Raw genomic sequence first — 24,196 nt, 5'->3', positions numbered from 1 at the left:
ACATTGACCATAATGCTTATCTTTTTACTGTTAACATTATTTTCGCAACACATAGTTATAGCTATTGTTTCATATTAAAAACATATTAAGAATTTTGTCAGATTTAGAGACAAATTTGGCAGAAATTTAATTCAAATAGTTGTTTACACTTGCAAATTCGAGGTTTTTCGCAAGGTATTCGCCGAGCTACCGGGTCACTTTACTTTGCGTAAAATTCAAATCCATACTGAGCTTTCTTTCTTTATTAAGCATTTATTAGGAAAACCTTACCGGCTTCAATCAATTGTCAATATAGATCTTACCTATTGAAATACATTACATCTTTTATAATGATCTTTCAACCCATGAATTCATCAGGATTTAACATCTATTTTACCTGCATTTTAAATAAAATCACACAACCGTAAGTTTTGACTAAAACATTATTGGTTAGTTAATGTTGGTGTATCCATAAATATCATGAATAAAATGAACAAAACAATTACAAAATCAACAATGTTGATTGCATTCTTAGGCCTATCATCCCAAGTATTTGCACAAGATACACAGACTACCCCAACAACAAATCGTTTCTCTACCAAAGATTTCAGAACTTGGTCTATTGGTGTTAACGGAGGTTTGTTAACCCCAAGAACAATTTTCGGAAATTCTAACAATTTGTTCCAGACACCTGTAGAACACATTGGTTACGGTGGTTACATTAAGAAACAAATTTTACCGCAATTGGGTATCCAAGCAGATTTCCTTGCTGGTAAAGTAGAAGAATTGCGTATTGCAAACGGCGCTGGCGGTTATACAGCAAATACTGGCTACAAAACTAATTTACAGTGGTCTGGTGCAATTTCTGCAGTTTGGAATGTTGCTAACGTAAACATCAACAATGAAAATGCGGTTCTGATTCCTTACTTAAAAGCGGGTGCGGGTTACATGTCATCTGGCGCAACAGCTACTCCGGCTACAGCAGATCAGGGTTATTACAGAGAAGGTTGGTTTGTACCAGTTGGTGCAGGTTTCAAACTTGGTGTAGCTAAAGGAATTAACTTAGATTTCGGTTACGATGTTAACTTCGTAAAGTCAGCTAAATTTGATGGTTTCAACACAGGAACTAATGACAGATTTGCTTATGCACACGCAGGTTTAGAATTTGCTTTAGGAAGCAAAGAAAAACCACAATTGCAAAACTACAGTGCATTGGCAAACTTACGTAAAGAATCTGCAGAAGAAAGTGCTGAATTGAGATCTGCTTTATCTACTGCTGAGCAAAATGCACAAAGAGACCGTGAGCAATATGCGAAAGACATGGGCGATGATGATAATGATGGCGTAGCAAACAAATTTGACAAATGCCCTGGAACTCCAGCTGGAACAGTTGTAGATGGTTCTGGATGTCCGTTAACTACTCCAAAACAAATCATCAAAGAAACTAAAGTTGTGGTAACTGAAGAAGACCGTAAAGTTGTAAGAGATGCGATTTCAAATCTTGAATTTGACTTAGGTAAATCAACTATCCGTTCTAAATCTTATGCTACTTTGAACCGTGTTGCAGCTTTATTGGTAGAGAAAAACTTTAGCCTTAAATTGGCTGGACACACTGATAATACAGGTGGCAGAGAGTTAAACTTGCGTTTATCGAAAGAAAGAGCAGAATCTGTAAAAGCATATCTGGTTTCTCAGGGTGCAAATGCATCTAGAATCGAAGCTACAGGTTACGGACCTGACCAACCAATTGCAACAAACAAAACTGCAGCTGGTCGTCAACAAAACCGTCGCGTAGAATTTACTATTTATTAATCCCTTAAAATTTAAAACAATGAGAAAACTTTTAGCAACGGCGTTGGTTTGCGCAAGCGGAATATTTGCGGCAAATGCGCAGATTCAACAAGGAAATGTAATGGTTGGCGGAAACCTGACGAATATCAATTTAGGTCTGGATGCTCCGAAAATATTCAGTGTAGATATCACACCTAAGGCAGCCTGGTTTATCCAAGACAATTTAGCCGTTGGTGGTTACGTAAACTTTGGATTGGAAACTGCAAAAAACTCCTCAACGACAACCAATTATGGTGTCGGTGCTTTAGGACGTTATTATACCGGAAAAGATGTTGAAGTTTTACAGCACGGTAGATTTTTTGCAGAGGCTACTGCAGGAATTGGTGGAGTGAACGTAAGCAATGGCGGTGGAAATACCAATGGATTGAACATTAGTGTTGGACCTGGATTTGCATATTTTATTACGCCAAGCATTGGACTGGAGACATTGTTAAAGTACAATGGATTAGTAGGCTTTGGAAGCGCAACATCGCAAAACAACTTAAATTTGTCTTTCGGTTTCCAGATTTATCTTCCTGGAAAGCGTACTGCCAACAAAGTTAAAAGCGATATGAACTAATATTTGATTATACAATTGAAAGCTGGTGAAATCACCAGCTTTTTTTTTGCTAAAAAATGAAAGGTAATTCAGCGTACGAAGGACTGTTCTAAGCGGAAATTGTATCAGTAAAATCGATCGGTTCAATGAAACCTTTCAATATCGTTAATTTGAGTTTTTTGTTAAGCTGAAGAAAAATTCTGTTCCCCTACCCAATTCACTATTAAGCCAAATTTCACCCTGATGAAGTTTAATAATTTCGGAACACAGGTAAAGTCCGATACCAAATCCAGAAGCATTTATGCTACTGTAATTTGAGGCCTGGTAATACCGGTCGAAGATCTTTGGAATATCCTCGCTGGATAACCCAATGCCTTGGTCAATTACAGAAAATACTATTTTTTCGTCGATTGTTTCACATCTGATGACTACCTTACTTCGCGCTGCAGAATACTTAACCGCATTGCTTAAAAAATTGGAAATAACATGCGACAGTTTGTTTATATCACCATTGATAAAGACAGTATCCTGATCAGTCAGCACTTCAAAAACGCGAGATGGATAAACGGTGGAGAATTCTTCAGCCAGCTCCGAAATTAGCGCAATGAAATCAAAATTTTCGGCTTCCAATAGTAACTTACCATCTTCAAGCCTGGATAGATCTAAAAAACTATTAATGAGTCCGGTCATTTTTTTTAGCTGTCTATTGATCCGTTCAAACATTTTATTCTGCAAAACATCATCTTTGTCTTGTAAAGTCTTTTCGAGATATTGTACATAAGCACCAATGGAGGTCATGGGCGTTTTCAATTCATGGCTGATCATGGTAAAAAAATCGCTTTTCCGCTCATCATTTAATTTTCTCTCGGTCACATCCATCACTACAGCATACACAGATTCAGGTTCACCATATTTATTTCTTTTTACTTTTCCTTTCACCCGCATCCATTTTTTCTCGCCAGTTGTGGCATCTAAAATAGGATATGTACTGTCAACGGGTGTACCAAAATCCCGGGCTTCCTGTTGTACCCGTATAACCTCCTCTAGGTAATCAGGTTCAACCGCCTGGGTAACCATGTTCCAGTCAATTTCTCCGGTCAATGGTAATCCGTAATGACGTCTGTATGTTGGCGACATTTCTGCTCTGCCGGTAATCAGATCAAGAGAGCAGCTTCCAAGATCGGCAGCATCAAAAGCAGACTGTAATTTTTCCTCACTATGTGAAAGCTTAACATTTAGTTCGTCGAGCTGGGTATTTAGGATTTCCAATTTCTGAAGTTGAGAAACAGACTCTGTGATATTAATGCCCATGCATATATAACCGTCAAAATCTCCACCAGAATCGAATCTTACCGTACCCGTAATGTCGAACCATAAGTATTTGCCAGACAGGTCTAAAATTCTGATCTGTATTTGAAAACCAACCTTTAAGCGAATTGAATTGTCAAGTTTAATCATCAGTTTTTCCACATCATCTTTGTGAATGAGCCTGTCCCATAACAAATTGTCTTTTTGGTTAACCTTCCATCCTGTTAAATTTTCCCATGCAGGATTAAAATATTGAATCTGCCCCTTTTTATCAATTACGCTAATTAAAACCTGGGTATCTTCGATCATTGCTTTAAAGGTTGATGCTCTGGCTAATAGTTCGCCGGCATGATCCGAGGTATCAATTTTGAGGATAATATAATAGCCTATTTCATTCACATCAACAGGTGTATACGAAAAATGCAAAAAATTTCTGTTAAACTCCTGTGATTTTAAATCTGAATTAAGCTGATTTACATTATCCGATAACCATGATATTGCGCGCATCCAGTTGCTGCTATTTATTTTTAAAGCGGTTAGTTCCGCTAAACTGAACTCGTCGCTTACGTGATTGTACACATCCGGAATTGAACTGCGATTAATTACAGTACTTAATTTATCAGTAAAAAAAAGAACCTCCAATTCAGATGACAAAAAAATATAGTTTTCAGGAACAATTTTCAGTGCACTGAAGTATTCATTATGTATTAATTTGGACGATATTTTCATAAGTTCAAGCGTTCTGTGTGCAAGTTGAATTTGCTACAGCAATCCATTTTACAACCCACATACGTCATGTTTGTTTAAAATTTATGTGGTTTTCGAAAATAAACTTGTGCGCTCGAATGCTAAATAAAAGATTGTCTTTTTATATAACTGAAAAGGTCGATAATTTTGCATTTATCTTTGGAAGATCTGGAATTGCCCCATTTTGGATTTTCAATTTCTCATCCAAATATAACAGTGAGCAGAAATTTATATTTTGGATAAATTATATTAGTTTTTAAGTGTTTTACGATGCAAATGACAAACTATTTTTCCAAAATGCTGTTTTGCAATCTAACGCAATCTTGCTTCACTGGGCATTGGCCCGATGAAGGATTTAGATAATTAAATACAATATTTTGGGTATAGATAAAGAAATTAGATTTGATCAGAACAAACAATTTACCAATCAGGAAATTGTTTTATTAACAAAGGCAGTAGATGCCTCGATATCTGGTATAATCATCACCGATAATTACCTGCCGGATAATCCAATCATATATTGTAATGCGGCATTCGAGAGAATCAGCGGTTATAGCAGATCGGAGATTATTGGCCATAACTGCCGGTTTCTTCAGGCGCGCGACAGAGATCAAAAAGCGCGTAAAATTCTACGTGAAGCGGTGAAAACCGGAACTGAATGTAAGGTTGAAATTCGAAATTACCGTAAAAATGGCGAGTTTTTCTGGAATGAACTTTATATGTCGCCGTTGAAAAATGATCGGAATGAAGTTACGCATTTCATTGGTGTTCAAAATGACATATCAGATCGTAAAATAATTGAAGAGCAACTTAGGGTACAGCAGAAAAATCTGGAAAATCTGGTTGTAGAGCGTACGAAAAGTCTTCAGGATAATCAGGAATTCTTATCCAGTATTATTTCTACTGTTCGGGAAAGTTTGATTGTGCTGGATCCCGAGTTCAATGTCGTAAGTGCGAACCCATATTTTCTAAAAACATTTAAAGTATCAATTGAGGAAACTTTAGGAAAGAACTTTTACGAGCTGGGAAACCATCAATGGGATATCGCAAAGCTAAAAGAGTTACTTACGGAAATTTTGCCAACCAATAATCCTGTTGAAGACTTTGAAGTTGAGCACGATTTTCCTCATATTGGAAAGAAATTGATGCTATTAAATGCCTATCGAATCGAACTGGAAGGGCAATTTAAGGACAGAATCTTGCTGGCAATCGAAGACATAACGGATAGAAGGGAAATTGAGCAGCGAAAGGATGATTTCTTATCTATTGCAAGCCATGAATTAAAAACTCCGCTAACGACAATAAAAGGATATATCCAGGCACTCGAGCGTACCGTTCCTTCAGAATCGAGTAAAAAGTACAAAGAGATGTTGACAAAGGCTTCGATACAGGTTAACAAACTTAACAATCTAATCGGGGAGTTGCTGGATGTTTCCAAAATCCAGACGGGCAACATTGAACTGCATAGGTCATCGGTAAATATAGACAAGATAATTGTTGAAGCAGTTGACGGAATTACATCAGCAGCTGCGTGTCCGCCGATCAGAATTGAAGGAAAGGCAAATAACATGGTCTTTGCGGATGAATCTCACCTGATACAGGTACTAAATAATCTGATTTCGAATGCAGTTAAATACGGTGCCGATTCTAAAGAGATATTAATTTATGTTTCTAATGTAAGCAATTATGTCAAAGTCTCGGTTACGGACTACGGCATGGGTATAACTGTAGAAAATCAGAAAAAAATATTTGATAGATTTTACAGGGTTGGTGAAATTCAGGAACGTTTCCCTGGTATGGGAATCGGACTGTATATCTGTGATCAGATTATCAAAAACCATGGAGGTACGCTCTGGGTTGAAAGTGAAAAAGGAAAAGGATCCACATTTAGTTTTACTATACCAACTACCACATAATGAACAAAAAGAAAATATTGATTTGTGATGATGACGAAGATATCCTGGATATGTTGGGTTTGATTCTTGAAGATACTGAATATGAGACAATTTTGGAACAAAATAGCTTGAATGTCAATCACATTGTAAATACAAATCTCCCTGATTTAATCATTCTTGACTTATGGATGCCTGTGCTCTCCGGTGATCAGGTACTAAGAAATTTGAGAAATCAACAGCATACTAAAGCGTTGCCTGTAATTGTAATTTCTGCAAGTAAAGAAGGAAAAAAGATAGCTGAAGAATCCGGCGCAAATGATTTTTTAGCAAAGCCTTTCGATTTCGATGACCTGATCAAAAAAATCAGTTATTATTTGAATTAATGGATTGACCTTTAAATTTGTTTAGTTTATTAATAACACGACTACGACACTACTTATTTTAATAAATGTCTGACTTTTAAGATTTGGAATAATATAAAATGCGAATCTAACGCTTATTTTCCCTCTGTGACACGATAGTACACTTTGCGTGTTTACGATTTTAATTAAATGGGCAAACAAGGCATATCATCTTATTGTTTCTAATATGATTTAAGTTGCGCATCCTACCCCTATTGGTTTAAGAATACACATATGGTTCTACAACATTCAAAGCCTAGCGATCTGGCTCTGCAAATTTACGATAAACTTTGCCATAGCCGTGCAGCCTCTTTGGTTCCACCAATTGAAGTATTGAACAATTTGTTTGAATGCTTATTTTATTCCAGTATGTGTAAGGAGGAAAGTGATTTAGTTAAAGTAACGGTAACTTTTATTGATCCATCCTCTGTAGATCCGGTAGACAAGTCAAAAAAGCCTGAACGTTGGAGCGCTATTCCCTTTTATCAAAAATTAGAACTGAGCATAAAATCTCTTACTAAAATCTCAAAAGCCGCCGATCCACTTAGCACATATCTTGCTGTTTTTTTCGAACCAGATGGAAAATTGTACATATGGGGGCTTATTGATCAGGCATTACACAACCAAAATTTCCTTAATTACGAGTCCGAATCCGGATCAGAACAACCGGGTTTATTTCAGGTCTCGATCAATGATATCGGAACTTTAAATGTCTTGTTTGATTATGAGCTTATCGCCACGCTCAAACAAAATATTTTAGTTAAGCGATATCTGGATGTTTTCACGATTGGACCGATATCCAAAATGATGCGCAGAAATGCCGATGAATTAAAAGAAAATGTGCGACTTTTTCTGGAGAATGAAAGTCCGGATCAAAGTTTTCGGGAATGGGAGAGTTTTTTGGATGGCTTATGGATTCAAACATTTTCGCGGCTGTTGCTGAAAATCCAGAATTATAACCATGGTGGCGCAATCCTAATTGCTGATCAGTTTAAGGATATTGACATAAAATACCGCATTGATTATACGCGTTTAAGCGAAGCAATGAGTGCGTATGCTGAAGAATCAATAAGAAATTATTTATTGGAAGATCATATTGATGCAATCCTGAATTCAGGAAAACGTACGATCGATAAAAAATTGTACCTTATGGAGGCATCTTCATTATCCTCAAAAAAGGGCATCTCAAATGAGATAAAAGGGAGTATAAATTTCATTGCTTCTCAGAGTTGTGTAGATGGAGTAGTTCTTTTTGGACGCAATATGTCTGCTAAAGGCTTTGGCGCCGTACTTCGCTCGAAAAAAATGCCTCGAAGAATATATATATCATCTGCTGCAACAGCTAGCCAGAAATCTCTGATTGAAACTGATCCCAGACATTTTGGTACCCGACACAGATCTATGATTGCCTACTGCTGGAATCACCCTGAAAGCTTAGGGTTTGTAATCTCTCAAGACGGAGACATCAGGGCATTTACCAGAATAGAAGACCGGCTTATTATGTGGGAAAATATTAAAACGCAGCAATACATTAAACAAATATTGGTCAAACAGAAAACAAACGAAACCGATTTCAATACTGTTGCCATCAGGCCAGGTCATATCCAGCATGATTAATCGATTCTTCAGCAATTGATTACGTTAAATTACTCCATTTGAAGATGAATTCCGCAGAAATTTAGATTGACCCACATTTAATCGCTGGATTAATTACGGTAGTTTGAAAGTCTGTTTGATAATCATCAATACAATCCTTGATCAAGAACAAGTCAATTCATGCATTGTTTTCTAATTTTTGCGGCAATAGCATTTATGGAAACTCTGAATGATTCCCCTATCGTAGCTTGTCGAAATTATAATCTCTACCGGAATAACCTTAGGTTTGTTCACTTGTAACGTTACGAATATTTGGGATTGTTTGTGAAAAAATAAGTTCAAAATTATTACATCATCAACCATGGATACAGGAGTGGAAATAATAACCAACAGTGTTCAAGAAGACACAATATAAATTAATGGCTTTTGCAAAGCTTTTAGTTGTTTCGTTAATCATTTAGAAATAGGTAAAGGCCTAGCAATTTCTCACAGATAAATAACATTTATGGAGGGCTCGAAAATTTTAATTTCGCTGAACAACGAGGTTATAGCAAAAAGAATTTCCAATATATTAACTGAGTCTAAGTATTTACCCATAGTGAATAACGATGGCAATAAAGTGATGGAAATGCTTAGGAAGCAAGAAATAGATTTAGTAATCTGTGGATCAGAACTCAGTGGACTGGGTGGAATGGGCGTATTAAAACTTAAAAATAAGTTTATTGACACATCTAATATATCATTCATCATGCTTATTGATCAAGATGATAGAGATTTAATGCGGGAGTGTATGGAGCTTGGCGCTGACGGAATGTTATTAAACCCATTTAAAGATGTTGAGCTCCTTAATCAAATAGAGACCAGATTAAAAAAAAGTTCTTTTGCAACTGAGCTTTATGAAAGGAAATGGTTAAGTGCGAAGGCAGCAGAACGTGAAGCAGACGCGATTGAGTGGTTGTTTGATAGGATCAAAAACCTTCCTTCTAGAATATTCAAAAAAAATCAGGTTATCTATCATATGGATGAGAAGCTGAATGGAATTCAGCTTGTACTAACAGGAAAAGTTAAAACTTATATATCGGATGACTTTGGAAATTCTATAATCACGGATATTTATCGTGAAGCACAGTATTTCGGAATTGAAGGTTTATACCCCGATCTATCCACACATCATATGCCGTAGCAATTGAACAGACTGAGCTTGTAAGTATACCACGCCACTATATTCTTGACATACTACTTCAAAAACCAGATCTACTAACATTGGCATTAAATCAGCTCTGGGATACAATTATGCGGCATGAACACAGACTTCTGGATTTTGCCCATTCTTCCGTAAAAAAAAGAGTTTCCAACGTTCTACTGCATTTATCTGAATTGGATCAGGATCCAAAAAAAAGCATTTCTATTTGTAGAAAAGATATTGCAAGCTTTACTGGTGTTGCTTCAGAAACACTTAGCAGAGTACTTGGTAACCTGGCAAAAGATAATCTTATACAAAAAAAAGGTGACGAGATTATTATTCCAATACCTGAAAATTTAGCCAGAGTTAAGAGATAAGTTTTTTAACGGTTTACTACGATAACTTAGCTTTTAAGACACCTTTAAGTCAATTAAAAAGTGTCAGGTCAGGTCCTGATGGCTTATTGTTGTCCTCATCTTTATTCCGGGCATTATTAAGTTTAGAATCCACCTGCCAGCCTTTCAACATATAATTATCCACAGGATGTAATACTTTTAATCTTTCTGATGCCGGCAATTCTCTATCCAGCCAGATTCCGCTTTCACTTTGCGAAAGCAAGCAAGGCATGCGGTCATGAATACGGGACATAAAGGCATTGGCCGGTTGCATAATCATCGTGCAGGAAGGAATTACAATTCCTGTTCGGGGATCCTTCCAACTGTCCCAATAGCCCGCCAAAAGCATAATACCTTTGTCCACACGCTCAAAGAAATAAGGCTGTTTAGCTTTACTATTCCTGTCCCATTCATAAAACCCTTCGACCACAAAAACGCAATGCCTGCGTCCGATTAAATTCCTAAAGCTTGGCAGACTGTGCATGGTTTCGATTCGGCAATAGGTAGTTGCAAACTTTGGCACCTCCTTCGCCCCCGAAGGGATCAGTCCCCATTTCACATAATGCATTTTGCCAGGTCTGGCGTCTAAAATGATCGGCATATCCGTTCCCGGAGGGCGGTTTGTATCCTTGGCTTTTTCCTCGCCTCCCAAAATCAAGCCGGCTTTTGCAGCCATTGCTTTACTTTCTCCAATTAATGTTCTTCCACACATTTCTTTACCTTTCTTCCCGGCATCGCCGGAATCATTATCTAAGAATATTAAACCTTATAAATCTATTTTACTTTAATAATATCCGTCCACCTGGTGGTATACCCTTTGGATAAAAACTCATGCTTCAAGCGCCACTTTTTTTCATATCCTTCCGTTGCCATACGCAATGTTCCTCTTCCGTAAGCCAGGTTCAACTTATCCAAAACCTCAGATACCTTGTCTTTCTTTCCCCCATCGTGGTTGGAAAAAATATTTAACTGCAATTCAGATTCCGGTACCAGCCCTGTTGCGATTACTCCGGCTTTGCGGTATTTCATACCATATTTAAAAAGCCGGGTGGACACTGTCACCGCGATTTTCACCATATCTGAAGTATTGTTGCTCGCGATAAGCAGCTTATGGGTATGTGAAGGAAAATGTTGTGGGTGATCTTCTCTATTCTGGTTGGTATATAAAAATACCTGTAGATAGAGGCAACGAAGTCTCTGCGTCCGTAATTTTTCAGCAAGTCTGGAAGCATATAGCGTGACCGCTTCCGCCAGGGTATCGGGATGTTCGATATAGTTTCTAAATGACCGGCTCACAGTTATGCCTTTGGTACTTTCCCGTATTGCATCAATCGGAATTGATGGCCTTCCCCAAAGTTCATTCCACATACGCTGCCCCATAATCGTCATGTGCTGTTTGAACCACATTTCAGGCAATTCCCGCAGCTGACCAACAGTGTCAATTTTAAGCTCTTCAAACTTTTTATAATATTGACGGCCAACACCCCAAAGATCATGAACAGGAAAATCTTTTACCGCAGCGCATATCTTTTCTTCGGTATCCAACACCATAACCCCATTATTTTTCTTGGCCAGTTTATTGGCCAGCTTGGCTAAGGTCTTTGACGGTGCTACGCCGATCGAAACCGGAATACCTGAATTCCGGATCACAGAATTTCTGATTCTGGGCACATAAGAGGTCAAATCTGAAATCCCGCCCAGCCAGCCAAAAGCTTCATCAATGGAATAGACATCCAGTACAGGAAACCAACGGGACAGATTATGCATCACGCGCTCGCTCATATCGCCATATAATACGTAGTTGCTGGAAAATACCTGAATATTAAACTTCTTAATTAGATCGCGAACCAGGAACTCCGGATCTCCCATTTTAATTCCACAGGCTTTCGCTTCCTCACTTCTGGCAATGACGCAGCCATCGTTGTTGCTTAGTACGACAATCGGCATTCCGTTAAGCTCCGGGCGAAACAAACGTTCGGCAGAAGCATAAAAATTATTGCAATCACAAAGTGCAAACATCCTTGTATCTCCCCTGCTTTAATCCTGCTGGCAACATACCCCTACAAATCGCGGTAACTACGCCCCATATGGAAACATCTGCCATATCCTTTTTGAGAATATCCCCTAAATCATTACGTAAAGCCATATCCTTCCCAACCAAGACATACATCCTGCAGGAAAGACTGCCAAAGATAAAAGCAATAACTACCGCTCCATGTATTACTTTAAGTGAACGGTCGACAATCAGAATATCCCCCTCATCTATGCCGAAGGAACGCATGGCCTCACCTTCCATTTTAAAATAAAAGGTTGAATGTGAATCCACCACCAACTTTTCAGCAATATCCAATCGTCCTTCTAAATAATCTGATGCTGGAGATTGAAATCCGGAAATCTTCTGCTCTGCTCTTTTCTCAAACGACCTGATCATAAACATCTTATTTTAACTCAACACAAAGTTATGCTAATTTTTTTAGTAAAAATAAATCAGAAGTTATTTTTTTAGAACATTAAAACAACTCAAAAGAATAAAAAATAGGATGATGACCATCCGGTATTACAGCGAACCAAAGAAACCGATATTTCAAACCGTATTTTCGCCGGAAGATTTTAAACAAAAAAATCCCGGTCTAAAACCTGGATTATGAAATTTTGCAAAACAGCATGTTCCTGTTTATATTTTTTTCCCGTCCCGTCAGCGCCGATTTTCTGAGCCAATACATCTGGATCTTACATTTGCTTTGAGCAAGTAGCTATTGTACAACTCACAACACCATAAAAGATAGATTAGAATTCGGCAATCAAACATTGCCGAATTTTATTTATAATATTTCCTGCGAAACCAAAAAGCAAGATTGACGAGCGCAATTAGCGCTGGAACTTCTACGAGTGGACCAATAACGCCTGCAAATGCCTGTCCAGAATTAATCCCGAACACACCTATGGCAACTGCAATAGCCAGTTCAAAGTTGTTTCCGGTCGCTGTAAAAGCAATTGACGTGCTGCGCGAATAATCTGCACCAAAGTATTTGCCTGCAAAGAAGCTGACCGCAAACATAATAGAGAAGTAGATGACCAGTGGTATCGCAATTCTAACCACATCCATTGGTATCTGAACGATTAGATTACCCTTTAGGCTGAACATCATCACGATAGTGAATAATAGCGCTATCAGCGTAACTGGCGAGATCAATGGTACAAATTTGTTCTGGAACCACTCTTCACCTTTCAATTTGATCAAACCGTATCTACTTATGATCCCCATGGCAAACGGAAGCCCTAGATAAATACCCACACTCTTGGCAATCTCACCGATGGTAATATTTATCTCCAGACTTTTGAGTCCGAAATATGGCGGGAGAACGGTAATGAATGCGTAAGCGAAAACGCTATAGAACAATACCTGAAAGATACTGTTAAGCGCTATAAGCCCAGCCGCATATTCACGGTTTCCCTCCGCGAGCTCATTCCATACCACAACCATGGCAATACAACGGGCAAGTCCGATAAGGATAAGGCCAACCATATAATCGGGGTAATCTCTTAAGAAAGTTATGGCCAAAAAGAACATCAGAAATGGGCCGATTACCCAGTTCAACACCAATGACACTGTCAGCACTTTTGTGTCCTTGAATACTTCGCCCATCTTTTCATATCTCACTTTTGCAAGGGGTGGATACATCATCAGAATCAGTCCAATAGCCAGTGGTATGTTAGTTGTGCCACTTGAAAAGGAATTGATAAAGTTTGAGGAGGAAGGAATAAAATAACCCATGCCTACCCCAATGACCATCGCGATGAATATCCAAAGCGTGAGGTAACGATCAAGGAATCCAAGTCTTTTACGCTCTATGGCAGGAGCACAATTGTTCGCTGCCATCTTAACGTTTTAAGTTTTCGTTAACAAAGTTCTGTACGTATCTGCGGATCATCTCCCTTACCTCACCGAACTGTTCCATTACTTCTTCTTCTGTGCCAGTTGCTTTTGCTGGATCTGGAAAGTTGTAATGGAACTTTACTGCATTGCCAGGGAAATAAGGGCAGCTCTCTTTTGCGTTATCGCAAACAGTGATCACGTAATCAAAATCGATGCCCATGTATTCATCAATATTGTTTGAGGTGTGTCTGGAAATGTCTATTCCATCCCTCTTCATGATCTCAATGGCCTTTGCGTTTACGCCATGGGTTTCAATACCCGCACTGTATACTTCTGCTTGATCTCCTGCAAAATGCCTTAAATAGCCTTCAGCAATCTGGCTCCTGCAACTGTTTCCCGTGCAAAGCACTAGTATCGTCTTCATAAATTTTATTGTTGATTGATTGTTTTACTTCTTCTTTCCAAAAATACCGTGTACCTTCCAAACCCCATTTTGCTTTACAATTGTTCTTTAATGCTGAGCGTTCTGAGGCCAGCAGATTGTCTATTTCGGTATCAAATGGTTTAACAGCAACCGCCACCAGGTGTACAACTACTTGCCGTACTTGCCAGATTAACCATTCCATTTTTTGGAGCTTCGATCCCACAAGCCTCGTTTGCCAAACATGCAGTCTGTTTAGCCAATAAGAGAAAATTCGTTCCATCAAAACCCAGTTGATATTTCCCAATGGTTCCAGATTGGTATTCCACTTCGATTTCCAGATCTTCCATTCCAAGAACTTTCTCTGAAAGGGTGATGATGTTAAGCAGTTTGTCTGCTTTTAATCGGTGCTCATAGTCATCCGCATCCCATAGCTGGAAGTTAGCTACCTTTTCATGTCGCACCTTTCCTCCGCAGTCGATAAAGTCCTTGGCTATGATACCCACTTCGGTTACATGGAAATGTTCGGGCACGGTTTCTCCATTCTCCAACTGAAAATTGACTGCTTCTGCGGTAGCCAGGATCGATTTAATTTCTGATACTTTCATATTCTAATTAATTATTTATCGCAATTTTACGATGAATTTATTCAAAAAAAATGGGCTAGCAACAGCCCTTCGGGTCTTTATAAGAATCCATCAACTCCCCGAACAGCTTTGCCAGTAGTTTCCAGGTTTTCGGCTCTATGCAATAGCAGACTTTCACCCCTTCTATCGTTCCCTGAATGATACCCGCATTCTTTAGTTCTTTGAGGTGTTGGGAAATCGTCGCCTGTGCAAGTCCAAGCTCTTCCACAAGATCACCACAGATACAGGCATTTGCCGATATGATCTGCTGCAGGATTGAAATCCTTGCTGGATGGGCAATAGCCTTCAAGAGGATCGAAAGCTGGTTCTGTTCTCCTGTAAATATTTCTGTCTTTGTAAGTCCCATTTTTATATATCGCAATATTACGATAGTAAATCATCTTATGCAATTAATTCACCATTATTTTAACAGTACGAAGTTAAAAATAAGCTATCTGTAAAATCTTTCCATCGATAGAAAGACCATCAGCACCTAAAGAATTCGGATGAATATCAAGCTTTTCTTAGCTATTACCTGAATGAAAAACTGCGTGGCATTCTGCCCTAACTAGATCCAGCCGCTGGAAAAAATGGCCTGGCCAGATCTTTTTAATGGAGTATTACTCTCATAAGTGTTTGAATATAAAACCTTAAAATATTCAAGAAGCTGTATTTTGAGCTTTTATCGGTAAATCATTTCCTTTTTTAACAGCACGTCTGACATTTTCACAAAGTGCTTAAAACAGCATATCCGATTGGTAACTTACTACAAACTTATACCACATACCTGTTTTAATGAATAAAACCGAGAATTTTAATCTATTGCCTGCAGAGGCTAGCGTGTAATCTGCTTCAGAATTGTTGGCTGGAATATCACCAAATACTGTATTCCAGCCTCCAACTCGATTAAGGAAAGGTTGAGTAAATCTAACCACTAAATCATTTTATTTTCCAAAGGAATCTCAAACCAGAACGTTGCGCCCTCTCCTTCCTGACTGTCTACACCTATTTCTCCATTATGACGATGTACGATCTCTGCAGAAATATATAGGCCAAGTCCTAGGCCGGCGAAAAGATGCGACGATTCTTCTACACGGAAAAACCGATCAAATACAAATTTTGATTTAGATTTAGGAATACCTATTCCGAAATCCTGAACCGAAACTCTAAGTTTTCCTTCATTTATACCTGCAGTAATAATGATTTTCTTACCATCCGGAGAGTATTTGATCGCATTCGAAATAAAATTAGACAGAACTTGTTCAATCCGGTTCCGGTCTCCGTAGATTGTGGCCGGTTCAATATTTTTAATGACCAGATGTTGGTTCACTTGCGCCTGAACGCCATCTAATGCATCTCCAATGACATCTTCAATATCAAACTCAGAAAAATTAAAAATCATTTTCCCCGCCTGTATTTTCGTCACATCAAGTAAATCGTTGACCAATGTGGTTAATTTCTCAATCTGTTTATTGGCTTTATCAATAAAACTGTAAATCTGTTCAAATTTCCGTTGCTCAGCCATTCTAAGCGCAAACTGAAGAAAACCCTTAATACTGGTAATCGGCGTTTTTAATTCGTGGCTGGCGATACTCATAAACTCGTCTTTGCGGTTCATCAATTCTTCTGTGGCTTCTTTTGCGTTAATCAGTTCGGTTACTTCAAAACCAAAGAAAGCAATTCCATCAATTTCTCCATTGTCAGAAAACACAGGATTGACGATCAGATCATACCAGGCATCGCTTGTAGACTTACTCTCCGCATCTACTTTGGTAAACTTATACGCATTCGTCATGAAAGGTCTACCGGTTTCCAGTACGCGGCGTTCGATTGCTTTAAGCTGTTCTGCCTCAAATTGCGAGTTATTTCCCAGCTCCGATTTGCCAATATAGTCTTCCCCGCCATCAAACTTCCGAAAAGCCTCGTTTACAAATTCATAGCGCAACTCCTTACCCCGGCGAATGGTAATCAGTGCTGGTGCATTTTTAAAAATACTATAAAACTCATCCTGCTGCTTTTTAACCAGCTTCTGCAGTTCAGCACGCTTTTTCTCTACATATTTTTGCTTACTAATGTCAATTACATAAGTAACGGCCTCAGTACGCCCCTCTTCGTCAAGTAATGCAGAACCCACCATTACTTCTATTATTTGCCCGTCTTTTCTAACATACTGTTTTTCAAATGGCGGACAAAATCCCTGTTCTTTCAATAATTTTGCCGAAATCTGACTAATGGGCAAAGATTGTTCTGTCGTGATCGACATCCAATCTATATTGCCACTTTCAAAATCTTCACGGGTATAGCCCAGCAAATCCAGAAATACATCATTTGCATCGTCTATTCTGCCTGTAAGGGTGTTGCTGAATAGAATACCGATTACATTAGATTCAAATATTTTCTTGAATTTGCGCTCAGTGGTACTTAATCTAAATTCAGTGTCTACGAGCTGAGAAATATCTATAATAGAACCGACCATACGATATGGTGTTCCTAAATGATCAGTTTGTATGGTTCCACGATCCAGCAATGTTGCATATTCTCCGTTTGCTTTTAAGAAACGGTACTCGGCGTTCCATTGCGTTTCATTGTGGTTAATGCTGTCGTAAACACCACGTTTTACCCGCTCACGATCCTGAGGATGAATCCGTTCAAACCAAAACCCGATATTCTTATGTTCGTCTTTATTTTCATACCCGAACATTTTAACAAAATTATCGCTCCGCCACATGGTGTTATTGGCCAGATCCCAATCCCAGATGGTGTCGTTTGTAGCATGAGAAACCAAATTAAAACGCTCTTCACTCTGCGAAAGCTCTAGCGTACGTTCCTGTACTTTTACCTCCAGTTCTGAATTTAAGCCTTTTAATTTTTCTCGCGCAAGCAATAATTCGTTGTAATTTTTCTTCAGTTTTTGCTCTGCCAGTTTTTGCTGACTGAGATCTGTTAGCGTAAGTACAAACCCGTCTGACATTTTTACGGCCACAAGCTGATACCATTTCTGATCGTCTACAACAATATCGGTTTGCAAAGATTCACCTTTTTCTACTACATGATGATATTTTTGCATCAAATGATTCGCTGCCAGAATTGGAAGTTGTGCCAAGCGTTGACCGCGCAACGTATCGTACTGCTCGCCCAATAAAGCCAATGCAGAATCGTTATAGGTTATGCATTCAAAATCTGTAATAAAATGCTTTTCATCCCGAATGGTACGGAAAGCCAAAATTGCGTTTAAACTGGCATTGAATACTCCAGAAATAATATTGTTTAATTCTGTAAGTTGTGTAATATCAACAAAAGAAACTACGGCTCCATCGGTTTTCCCATCTTTACGTACATAAGGCATTATGCGCATTAAACTGCGGGAACCGTTGCGCAACTGTACTTCTTTCTCCAGATTTATACCGCTCGCCAAAACACCTTTTATATCCGCAGTTAGGGTTTCAAGCTTAATGTTATTAGAAATGTGTTCAATAGAACGCCCCACATCGGCATCAATCAGGTTTACCATCGCAACTGCAGCCGGATTAAACTTGCGGATCAGCATGGTGGCATCCAGAAAAATCTGCCCGATATTGGTACTTCTAAAGTAGTTGTTTAAATCGTCATTCAGCTCAAAAAGTTCTTTGATTTTAAGCTGATGTTCGGTATTTAAGGTATGTAATTCTTCGTTTAGCGATTGTAGTTCCTCGTTACTGGATTGAAGTTCTTCATTTGCAGACAGCAGCTCTTCGTTACTGGATTGAAGTTCTTCATTGGTAGTTTCCATTTCTTCAACTGCCATCTGAAGATTGGTGCGCGTATCATTCAATTCGGCTTCAAGCTCATACACATATTCTGCCTGCGCACCTTCATGTAAAATGCTTACATCAGTCTCCTGTCTATCGTGCTGCTCTTCGCCCTGGCGTTCTACAAAAATGACCATTGTAGCGCCCATTTCATTGCTTGCATCTGGCGGAACGATAGAAATATCGACCATCATGTCGCGCTCGCCCTGTTTAAACCGAACCTTTTGTATTTTTTGGGGTAGCTGCTCTTTCCACGCTTTGCGTAAACCTGCGTTTAAAACTACAGAAACATCCCGCGGAACCATTTTTAGAAGGTTAAGCTCTATCTTAAATTCGGGTAACGATAAATACTTGCGGTAATCACCAACAGCATCTTTCATAACATATGCACGGTCGATATTGATGCCAACATACCCCAGATCTTTAGAAATGAACTCTGTCATTTTAGCCGCTAACGGACTAGATGTATCTACTGGTGTTTGAAGTCTTTTACGATCGTCTGCAACGATGGTTTTATGGCTGGTATTGTATGTATTATAAGTAGAGTAATTTATTTTCCCGGTTTTGGTGTAAATCTTCGCTTTAGAAGAAACTTCAGTTATTCCGGCTTTTATGGGTGTTGCTGTTTCACTTGAACCTAAAAACAAAAAACCATTGGTATTCAAGGAGAAATGAAAGGTAGAAAGAATTTTTTCCTGCAAAATAGTATTCACGTAAATGAGCATATTTCGACAGGTAATCAGATCATTTTTTATAAATGGCGGCGATTTAATTACGTCGTGGCGCGCAAAAACAATCTGCTTGCGTATGTGAGGCACAACTCTGTAAAATTTCCCTTCCTGAACAAAATATTTTTTGAGCAAGTGCGGCGGAATTTCATTTTTTACCGATAAAGGATATTCGTTTCTGGCGGCAATCTCAATACTTTTCTCGTCAATATCCGAAGCAAAAATTTTGATCTCCAAACGTTTGCCAGAGCGGTCTACTACATCATTGACCAATGCGGCAATAGAATAGGCTTCTTGTCCGGTGCTACATGCACACACCCAGATTTTAATGGCTTCGCCGTTTTCTTTTTTGGCCACAATTTCAGATATCGCCACTTCTGAAAGTTGCTCAAAAGCTTTAGCATCTCTAAAAAATTTGGTTACACCAATCAGAAAATCCTGGCCAAGCAACTTCACTTCATCCGGCTCGTGCTGCAGCAGATTGATGTATTCCTGTAACTTTTTAACATTGCGTTCGTTCATTCGGCGGCCAATCCGCCTGATGATGGTTGGCGTTTTATACAGATTAAAATCGTTCCCGCTATGTTCATGCACCAGATTAAAAATTTCATCCAGCATGGCTTCATCAACCTGGCCGTTTTCCAATATTTTTATCGGTTCTTCATGTACATAATTGAAAAGTTGCTCATGCATTTGTGCGGGCAACTCTATATAATCTACATTTCCTGAGGATATGGCCGAATTGGGCATTCCATCAAACTTGGCCGAAGTTGGATCTTGTACAATCACCATCCCGCCATTGTCTTTTATACTTTGAATGCCTTTGGTCCCATCGGTTCCCGTTCCCGAAAGGATAATGGCAATAGCTTTTTCTTTTTTATCTTTCGCTAACGTATGTAAAAACGTGTCAATAGCGGTATTTGGTGCTTTCTCTGTAGATTTATCTGCAAGTTTCAAACGCCCTTTCTCAAGCGTCATGAGTTTATTGTTGGGGATAATGTACACGCAATCTTGCTGAATCGCCATGTCATGCGTAGCTTCAAACACCTTCATATGTGTGTGTTTGCCTACCAGTTCTACCAATAAACTTTTATAATCTGAGGATAAATGCTGGATTACCACAAAAGAAAAGCTCGCAGTTGCCGGCATGTGGTCAAAAAATTCATGTATTGCCTCTAATCCACCGGCAGAAGCGCCAATGGCTACAATATATTTATCATAACGCTTTTGTGCAGATTTATCTTTATTAATGCTTTGTGTTTCCTGCATCAGACTACTTGTATAACTGTTTAGTTCTAAATTCAAATAAAAAATTGCGAAGCGATTCTGCAATATTCAATTCTGCATCGCTCCATTTTTGAGATTGGCCGTAAACGGTTTCCATCCACGATTTAAACGAGTTGCGCGGATGATAACGTTCGCTGTTTTGCTCAAACTTAATGGTTTGGCTCGGATCTCCGCCCCAGTTGATATCGCGCACCAGCTCTGGTCTGAAACAAACGACATAATCTCCGTTTTTTCCATCAATCGGGATCACCAGGATACCGCTTGCAACAGCTTCAAAATCTTTCGCTTCTTCATAAACATCGCTCAGATGATGGCTGCTGTACAATTGCTCAATTTCTTTGCCTTCCAGCCAAAGCAACAAATTCTCTAAATCCTGTTTTTCCGGAACTTCTCCCCTATAATCCAGTTTTCCGCTTAATTTTACCAATATTCCCGTAGCACTAAACAGAGAAAGCACGTTTAGGTTTTCATCGTCCAAAATTCCCTCAAGAATACGTTCTTTGGCATAAATATTATCAGTTAGCAAACTGCGTTTATCCAGCAATGCCGCGGTTTCGTTTAGTTCTTCAAAATCCAGCACGGCTGAGATCCGGTTAGAAATTTCCATCGATAGCCATTCAAAGATATACCGCAACTCTACATCGGGGCAATTTCGTTCAAGATGATGGCAGGAAATTAATCCCCAAAGTGTTTGTCCGCGCATTACACGGATAGACATAGAAGCCACAACATTCATATTGCCCATATATTCTAAATGTACCGGAGCAATGCCACGCAGGTTGCAGTCTGATAAATCTACAAAAGCATTGCTGTTGGGATTAATCACCGGATACAAACGCACAGGTTTATAATCGCGATCCGGAATTAACCTGAAAGGATTTTTAATATATAAGGCCCGCGCCTGTTTGGGTACATCAGAAGCCGGAAAGGTTTGGCCCAGGTAAACTTCTAAACCTTCGGTAATTTCTTCGGCAATTACAGTTCCATTCCAATCGGCATCAAAGCTGTACATGCGTACGCCATCGAAACCAGAAATCCTGCGGATTTCGCGAATGGCATTTTCACAAACTTCTTCTACGGTTTTATTGCTTTCTAAAGCGGCAATAAACTGGCGCACCTCTCTAAAAACCTCTGTAAATGACCGGGGTATTTTTTGGTCGGCAAGCTCCATTTCCAGCAATACATATTCTGCTTTAATGTGCAGCAATACATTAAAAACCTGTGTACCGCTTTGCGTTTTCAATTCGATATTCAACGGAACGCGATCACGGTATCCTTCTTCGGTTACCTGTTTTATCGCGCGCAAAGACGCATCAGAAATCAAATCAGCTAAATTTAACTTCACAACTTCTGCAGGTGTTTTACCCATAAGTGTGGCAAAATTTTCACTCAGCTGTAAAATATTGAAAAGACTCAGATCGAAAACGATTAAATAGCCATAATCCTGAATAGAATTGATGTGGTGTATTGGAAGACTTCCGCAAAAATCGGCAGCTTTTATTTGATTTTCAGACATAAGGATTCGTATCAGTGCTTTTTACCGGATTTCCACATAATTATTTCACGCGCAATTATATTGCCACGCTTTGCGAAAATGATGTAAATAGATGCAAAGTTTCCGAAATTATGTAAACTAACCCATACTTTGATAAAACGGTTCAGACTTATTGCACGGATACAACCAAAAGGAATGTTTTCTCAGATAAATGAGGAGATTTTTTCTTTTTAAACATAAAACCCATTGCAGAGCCAGGTAATCTGCACGCTGTTTGTTCAGTTTAAGGCAAGTTATTTTAAGGTAATGTGAAGTTAATACTGCGTTAACTCACCGCTAACATGGATTTGCTTGTTTTGGGTTCAAGATATATTCCGTTGGAAACCGACATCGATTTTGTGGCTGATCAAGCCCTAAACACCAGTGCGCCTGCTTTTGAAGCACTTTACAGGCGATGGTCGGTTATACTAAACAATTACGCCAATTATTTTCTGAATGATGCAGATGCAGCAAACCATATCGTAAATGATCTTTTTTTACAATTGTGGAATAGCGAACGCAATATTGACAATATAAAAGGCTACTTATTCCGCTCGGTTAAAAATGCGGCGCTAAACCATTTGTCCAGACACAAAAGAAATATTGTGGATTATGTAGAATGGTCTGAGCTGAGTACAATTGCAGATCTGCAAACCGTAACCATTACAGATCATGAAGCGACTGATAAAATTCTTCTGTTGCGCAAACTGATTTCTACCTTGCCGGAAAAGCGACAACTTGTATTTAAAATGCATCGGATTGAAGGATTCAGTTATGCAGAAATTGCCGATCTGCTGCAAATTTCCATACGTACCGTTGAAGACCATTTGGCCAAAAGCATGAAGTACCTGCACGAAAAATGTGCAGTTTACCTTAACCAACACTTAACAGAACTTTAATATTCGCAGCCCGTATTGCTTGCCCGCTTTTCTGTCTTTCATCTTGTACAACAAACTACTATGAAAGATGAAATCTGGAATTTAATGATCAAGCGGCTTAGCGGTACGGAAACTCCGGAAACCAAGCTACAACTTGATACGTGGCTGAACGAACATCCGGACCATATCGGCATATATGCACAAACCGAAATGATCTGGAAAATCAGCACAGAAATTCCGCCAGAAGAAAATACAGGTTCGCTCATGCGGATAATTAAACCTGCGCAAGCCAAACCCGAGGCGGTAAAAGCCAGATTGCCCTGGTTAAAATATGGTATTGCTGCAGGTTTTACCGGTTTATTGGCTACACTAACCCTATTGTGGACCGCCAAAACAGAAAAACCCACACAAAACTGGATTACCGAAATTGCAACCAATGGAAAAATTAAAGTGCTGCACTTGCCAGACGGATCTGATGTAACCTTAAATGCCGGAAGCAAGCTTCAGTTTAGCGACGATTTTGCCCGTGCAGAAAAAAGATGGGTGAAACTAAGCGGTGAAGCTTTTTTTGATGTAAAACATAAAGATAAACATCCATTTATTGTAGAAAGTGCAAACATCCGCACAACGGTATATGGTACCAGTTTCAATGTGCGTGCATATGCCAATGAAGGGCAAATCCGCGTAGCCGTAAAAACCGGTAAAGTTGGCGTAACGGCTACAAACGAACAAAACGAAGCTATTTTTCTGTTGCCGAATGATGTCTTAAATTACACACGCAGCGCACAGAATTTCACCAAAACAAAAATTAATACTGCAGAAATTGAGAACTGGAGCAAAGGCACTTTAACCTTTGAGCAAACGCCTGTTCAGGAAGTATTTGAAACACTTTCGCGGCGCTTTAACATCCGCTTTGTAGTAGATGACTCCGTTTCCAAAAACTGCAAACTCAGTGCAACTTTTAACAATCGCCCGCTGGCCGACATTCTGAAAACACTACATACTGCCTTGAATATTACGAGCAAACAAACAAATGAAACTATTTATGTAAAAGGAGGATCAATATGTAACCAGAACTAAAAAGCCATTTCCAGAATAGAAATGGCCTTATACCTGCAAAACGGATGCGACCCGTTAGCGCAGATCAAATGAATAAATCGAAAA

At 39.0% G+C, this 24,196-nt stretch carries 20 protein-coding genes; 9 read left to right on the top strand and 11 right to left on the bottom strand.

What is annotated here, in order from left to right; genetic code table 11:
• Window positions 1-468: 468 nt before the first annotated feature.
• Together ACJVDH_RS07690 and ACJVDH_RS07685 are read left to right on the top strand one after the other, a co-directional pair.
• Window positions 469-1,791 carry an OmpA family protein gene (locus tag ACJVDH_RS07690; RefSeq protein ID WP_443946980.1) on the top strand — a complete coding sequence of 441 codons (1,323 nt, stop codon included), beginning with the start codon at window positions 469-471 and terminating at the stop codon, window positions 1,789-1,791.
• A 19-nt stretch (window positions 1,792-1,810) separates the two neighbouring features.
• Window positions 1,811-2,389, top strand: coding sequence for a hypothetical protein (locus ACJVDH_RS07685; protein WP_443946979.1), 579 nt, complete (start codon window positions 1,811-1,813; stop codon window positions 2,387-2,389).
• Between the two features lie 144 nt (window positions 2,390-2,533).
• On the opposite strand, the gene ACJVDH_RS07680 is transcribed toward ACJVDH_RS07685, so the two are convergent.
• Window positions 2,534-4,405 (bottom strand): PAS domain-containing sensor histidine kinase, encoded by a 1,872-nt coding sequence (locus ACJVDH_RS07680; protein ID WP_443946978.1) that lies wholly within the window; start codon window positions 4,403-4,405, stop codon window positions 2,534-2,536.
• 395 nt (window positions 4,406-4,800) lie between these two features.
• Here ACJVDH_RS07680 and ACJVDH_RS07675 point away from each other — a divergent pair, with 395 nt between their 5' ends.
• From ACJVDH_RS07675 to ACJVDH_RS07655, 5 genes are all read left to right on the top strand, one after another.
• The gene (locus ACJVDH_RS07675; protein ID WP_443946977.1) at window positions 4,801-6,339 is read left to right on the top strand and encodes a PAS domain-containing sensor histidine kinase; all 1,539 of its coding nucleotides are present in this window, start codon (window positions 4,801-4,803) and stop codon (window positions 6,337-6,339) included.
• Window positions 6,339-6,701, top strand: a complete 363-nt coding sequence (locus ACJVDH_RS07670; protein ID WP_443946976.1) for a response regulator — start codon at window positions 6,339-6,341, stop codon at window positions 6,699-6,701. The genes ACJVDH_RS07675 and ACJVDH_RS07670 overlap by 1 nt, the downstream gene beginning before the upstream one ends.
• 252 nt (window positions 6,702-6,953) lie before the next feature.
• A complete protein-coding gene (locus tag ACJVDH_RS07665; protein WP_443946975.1) occupies window positions 6,954-8,336 on the top strand; it encodes a putative sensor domain DACNV-containing protein in 1,383 nt (460 codons plus the stop codon).
• A gap of 484 nt (window positions 8,337-8,820) precedes the next feature.
• The gene (locus tag ACJVDH_RS07660) at window positions 8,821-9,498 is read left to right on the top strand and encodes a response regulator (protein WP_443946974.1); all 678 of its coding nucleotides are present in this window, start codon (window positions 8,821-8,823) and stop codon (window positions 9,496-9,498) included.
• Window positions 9,499-9,578: 80 nt separating this feature from the next.
• Window positions 9,579-9,875, top strand: coding sequence for a Crp/Fnr family transcriptional regulator (locus ACJVDH_RS07655; RefSeq protein WP_443946973.1), 297 nt, complete (start codon window positions 9,579-9,581; stop codon window positions 9,873-9,875).
• 49 nt (window positions 9,876-9,924) lie between these two features.
• Here ACJVDH_RS07655 and ACJVDH_RS07650 read toward each other — a convergent pair whose 3' ends face one another.
• The 10 genes from ACJVDH_RS07650 to ACJVDH_RS07605 form a co-directional block, all read right to left on the bottom strand.
• Window positions 9,925-10,605, bottom strand: a complete 681-nt coding sequence (locus tag ACJVDH_RS07650; RefSeq protein WP_443946972.1) for an SOS response-associated peptidase — start codon at window positions 10,603-10,605, stop codon at window positions 9,925-9,927.
• A gap of 62 nt (window positions 10,606-10,667) precedes the next feature.
• The gene (locus ACJVDH_RS07645) at window positions 10,668-11,912 is read right to left on the bottom strand and encodes a Y-family DNA polymerase (RefSeq protein WP_443946971.1); all 1,245 of its coding nucleotides are present in this window, start codon (window positions 11,910-11,912) and stop codon (window positions 10,668-10,670) included.
• Complete coding sequence (locus ACJVDH_RS07640) at window positions 11,896-12,324, bottom strand: LexA family protein (protein WP_443946970.1); 429 nt, start codon at window positions 12,322-12,324, stop codon at window positions 11,896-11,898. Before ACJVDH_RS07640 ends, ACJVDH_RS07645 begins: the two co-directional genes overlap by 17 nt.
• Before the next feature lie 387 nt (window positions 12,325-12,711).
• Window positions 12,712-13,773 (bottom strand): ACR3 family arsenite efflux transporter, encoded by a 1,062-nt coding sequence (gene arsB, locus ACJVDH_RS07635; protein ID WP_443946969.1) that lies wholly within the window; start codon window positions 13,771-13,773, stop codon window positions 12,712-12,714.
• 1 nt (window position 13,774) lies between these two features.
• A complete protein-coding gene (locus tag ACJVDH_RS07630; RefSeq protein ID WP_443946968.1) occupies window positions 13,775-14,194 on the bottom strand; it encodes an arsenate reductase ArsC in 420 nt (139 codons plus the stop codon).
• Between the two features lie 140 nt (window positions 14,195-14,334).
• Window positions 14,335-14,799: a DUF6428 family protein gene (locus ACJVDH_RS07625; protein WP_443946967.1), complete on the bottom strand. Its 465-nt coding sequence runs from the start codon at window positions 14,797-14,799 to the stop codon at window positions 14,335-14,337.
• A gap of 55 nt (window positions 14,800-14,854) precedes the next feature.
• Window positions 14,855-15,184, bottom strand: coding sequence for an ArsR/SmtB family transcription factor (locus ACJVDH_RS07620; protein WP_443946966.1), 330 nt, complete (start codon window positions 15,182-15,184; stop codon window positions 14,855-14,857).
• 370 nt (window positions 15,185-15,554) lie between these two features.
• Window positions 15,555-15,752 carry a hypothetical protein gene (locus ACJVDH_RS07615; protein WP_443946965.1) on the bottom strand — a complete coding sequence of 66 codons (198 nt, stop codon included), beginning with the start codon at window positions 15,750-15,752 and terminating at the stop codon, window positions 15,555-15,557.
• Entirely contained in the window at window positions 15,752-20,638 is a 4,887-nt protein-coding gene (locus tag ACJVDH_RS07610; protein WP_443946964.1) for a chemotaxis protein CheB, read from the bottom strand. The genes ACJVDH_RS07615 and ACJVDH_RS07610 overlap by 1 nt, the downstream gene beginning before the upstream one ends.
• A complete protein-coding gene (locus ACJVDH_RS07605; RefSeq protein ID WP_443946963.1) occupies window positions 20,607-22,136 on the bottom strand; it encodes a GAF domain-containing protein in 1,530 nt (509 codons plus the stop codon). Before ACJVDH_RS07605 ends, ACJVDH_RS07610 begins: the two co-directional genes overlap by 32 nt.
• A gap of 320 nt (window positions 22,137-22,456) precedes the next feature.
• Between ACJVDH_RS07605 and ACJVDH_RS07600 the strand changes: the two genes are divergently transcribed.
• Window positions 22,457-23,053, top strand: coding sequence for a sigma-70 family RNA polymerase sigma factor (locus ACJVDH_RS07600; RefSeq protein ID WP_443946962.1), 597 nt, complete (start codon window positions 22,457-22,459; stop codon window positions 23,051-23,053).
• Between the two features lie 60 nt (window positions 23,054-23,113).
• Window positions 23,114-24,112, top strand: coding sequence for a FecR family protein (locus tag ACJVDH_RS07595; protein ID WP_443946961.1), 999 nt, complete (start codon window positions 23,114-23,116; stop codon window positions 24,110-24,112).
• The last annotated feature ends 84 nt before the right edge of the window (window positions 24,113-24,196 follow it).

Origin of the sequence: Pedobacter terrestris (assembly GCF_052343045.1) — a bacterium.
GTDB lineage: Bacteria > Bacteroidota > Bacteroidia > Sphingobacteriales > Sphingobacteriaceae > Pedobacter.
Note: the sequence above shows the minus strand (reverse complement) of the source record. Positions and strands in the feature narration are given on the sequence as shown.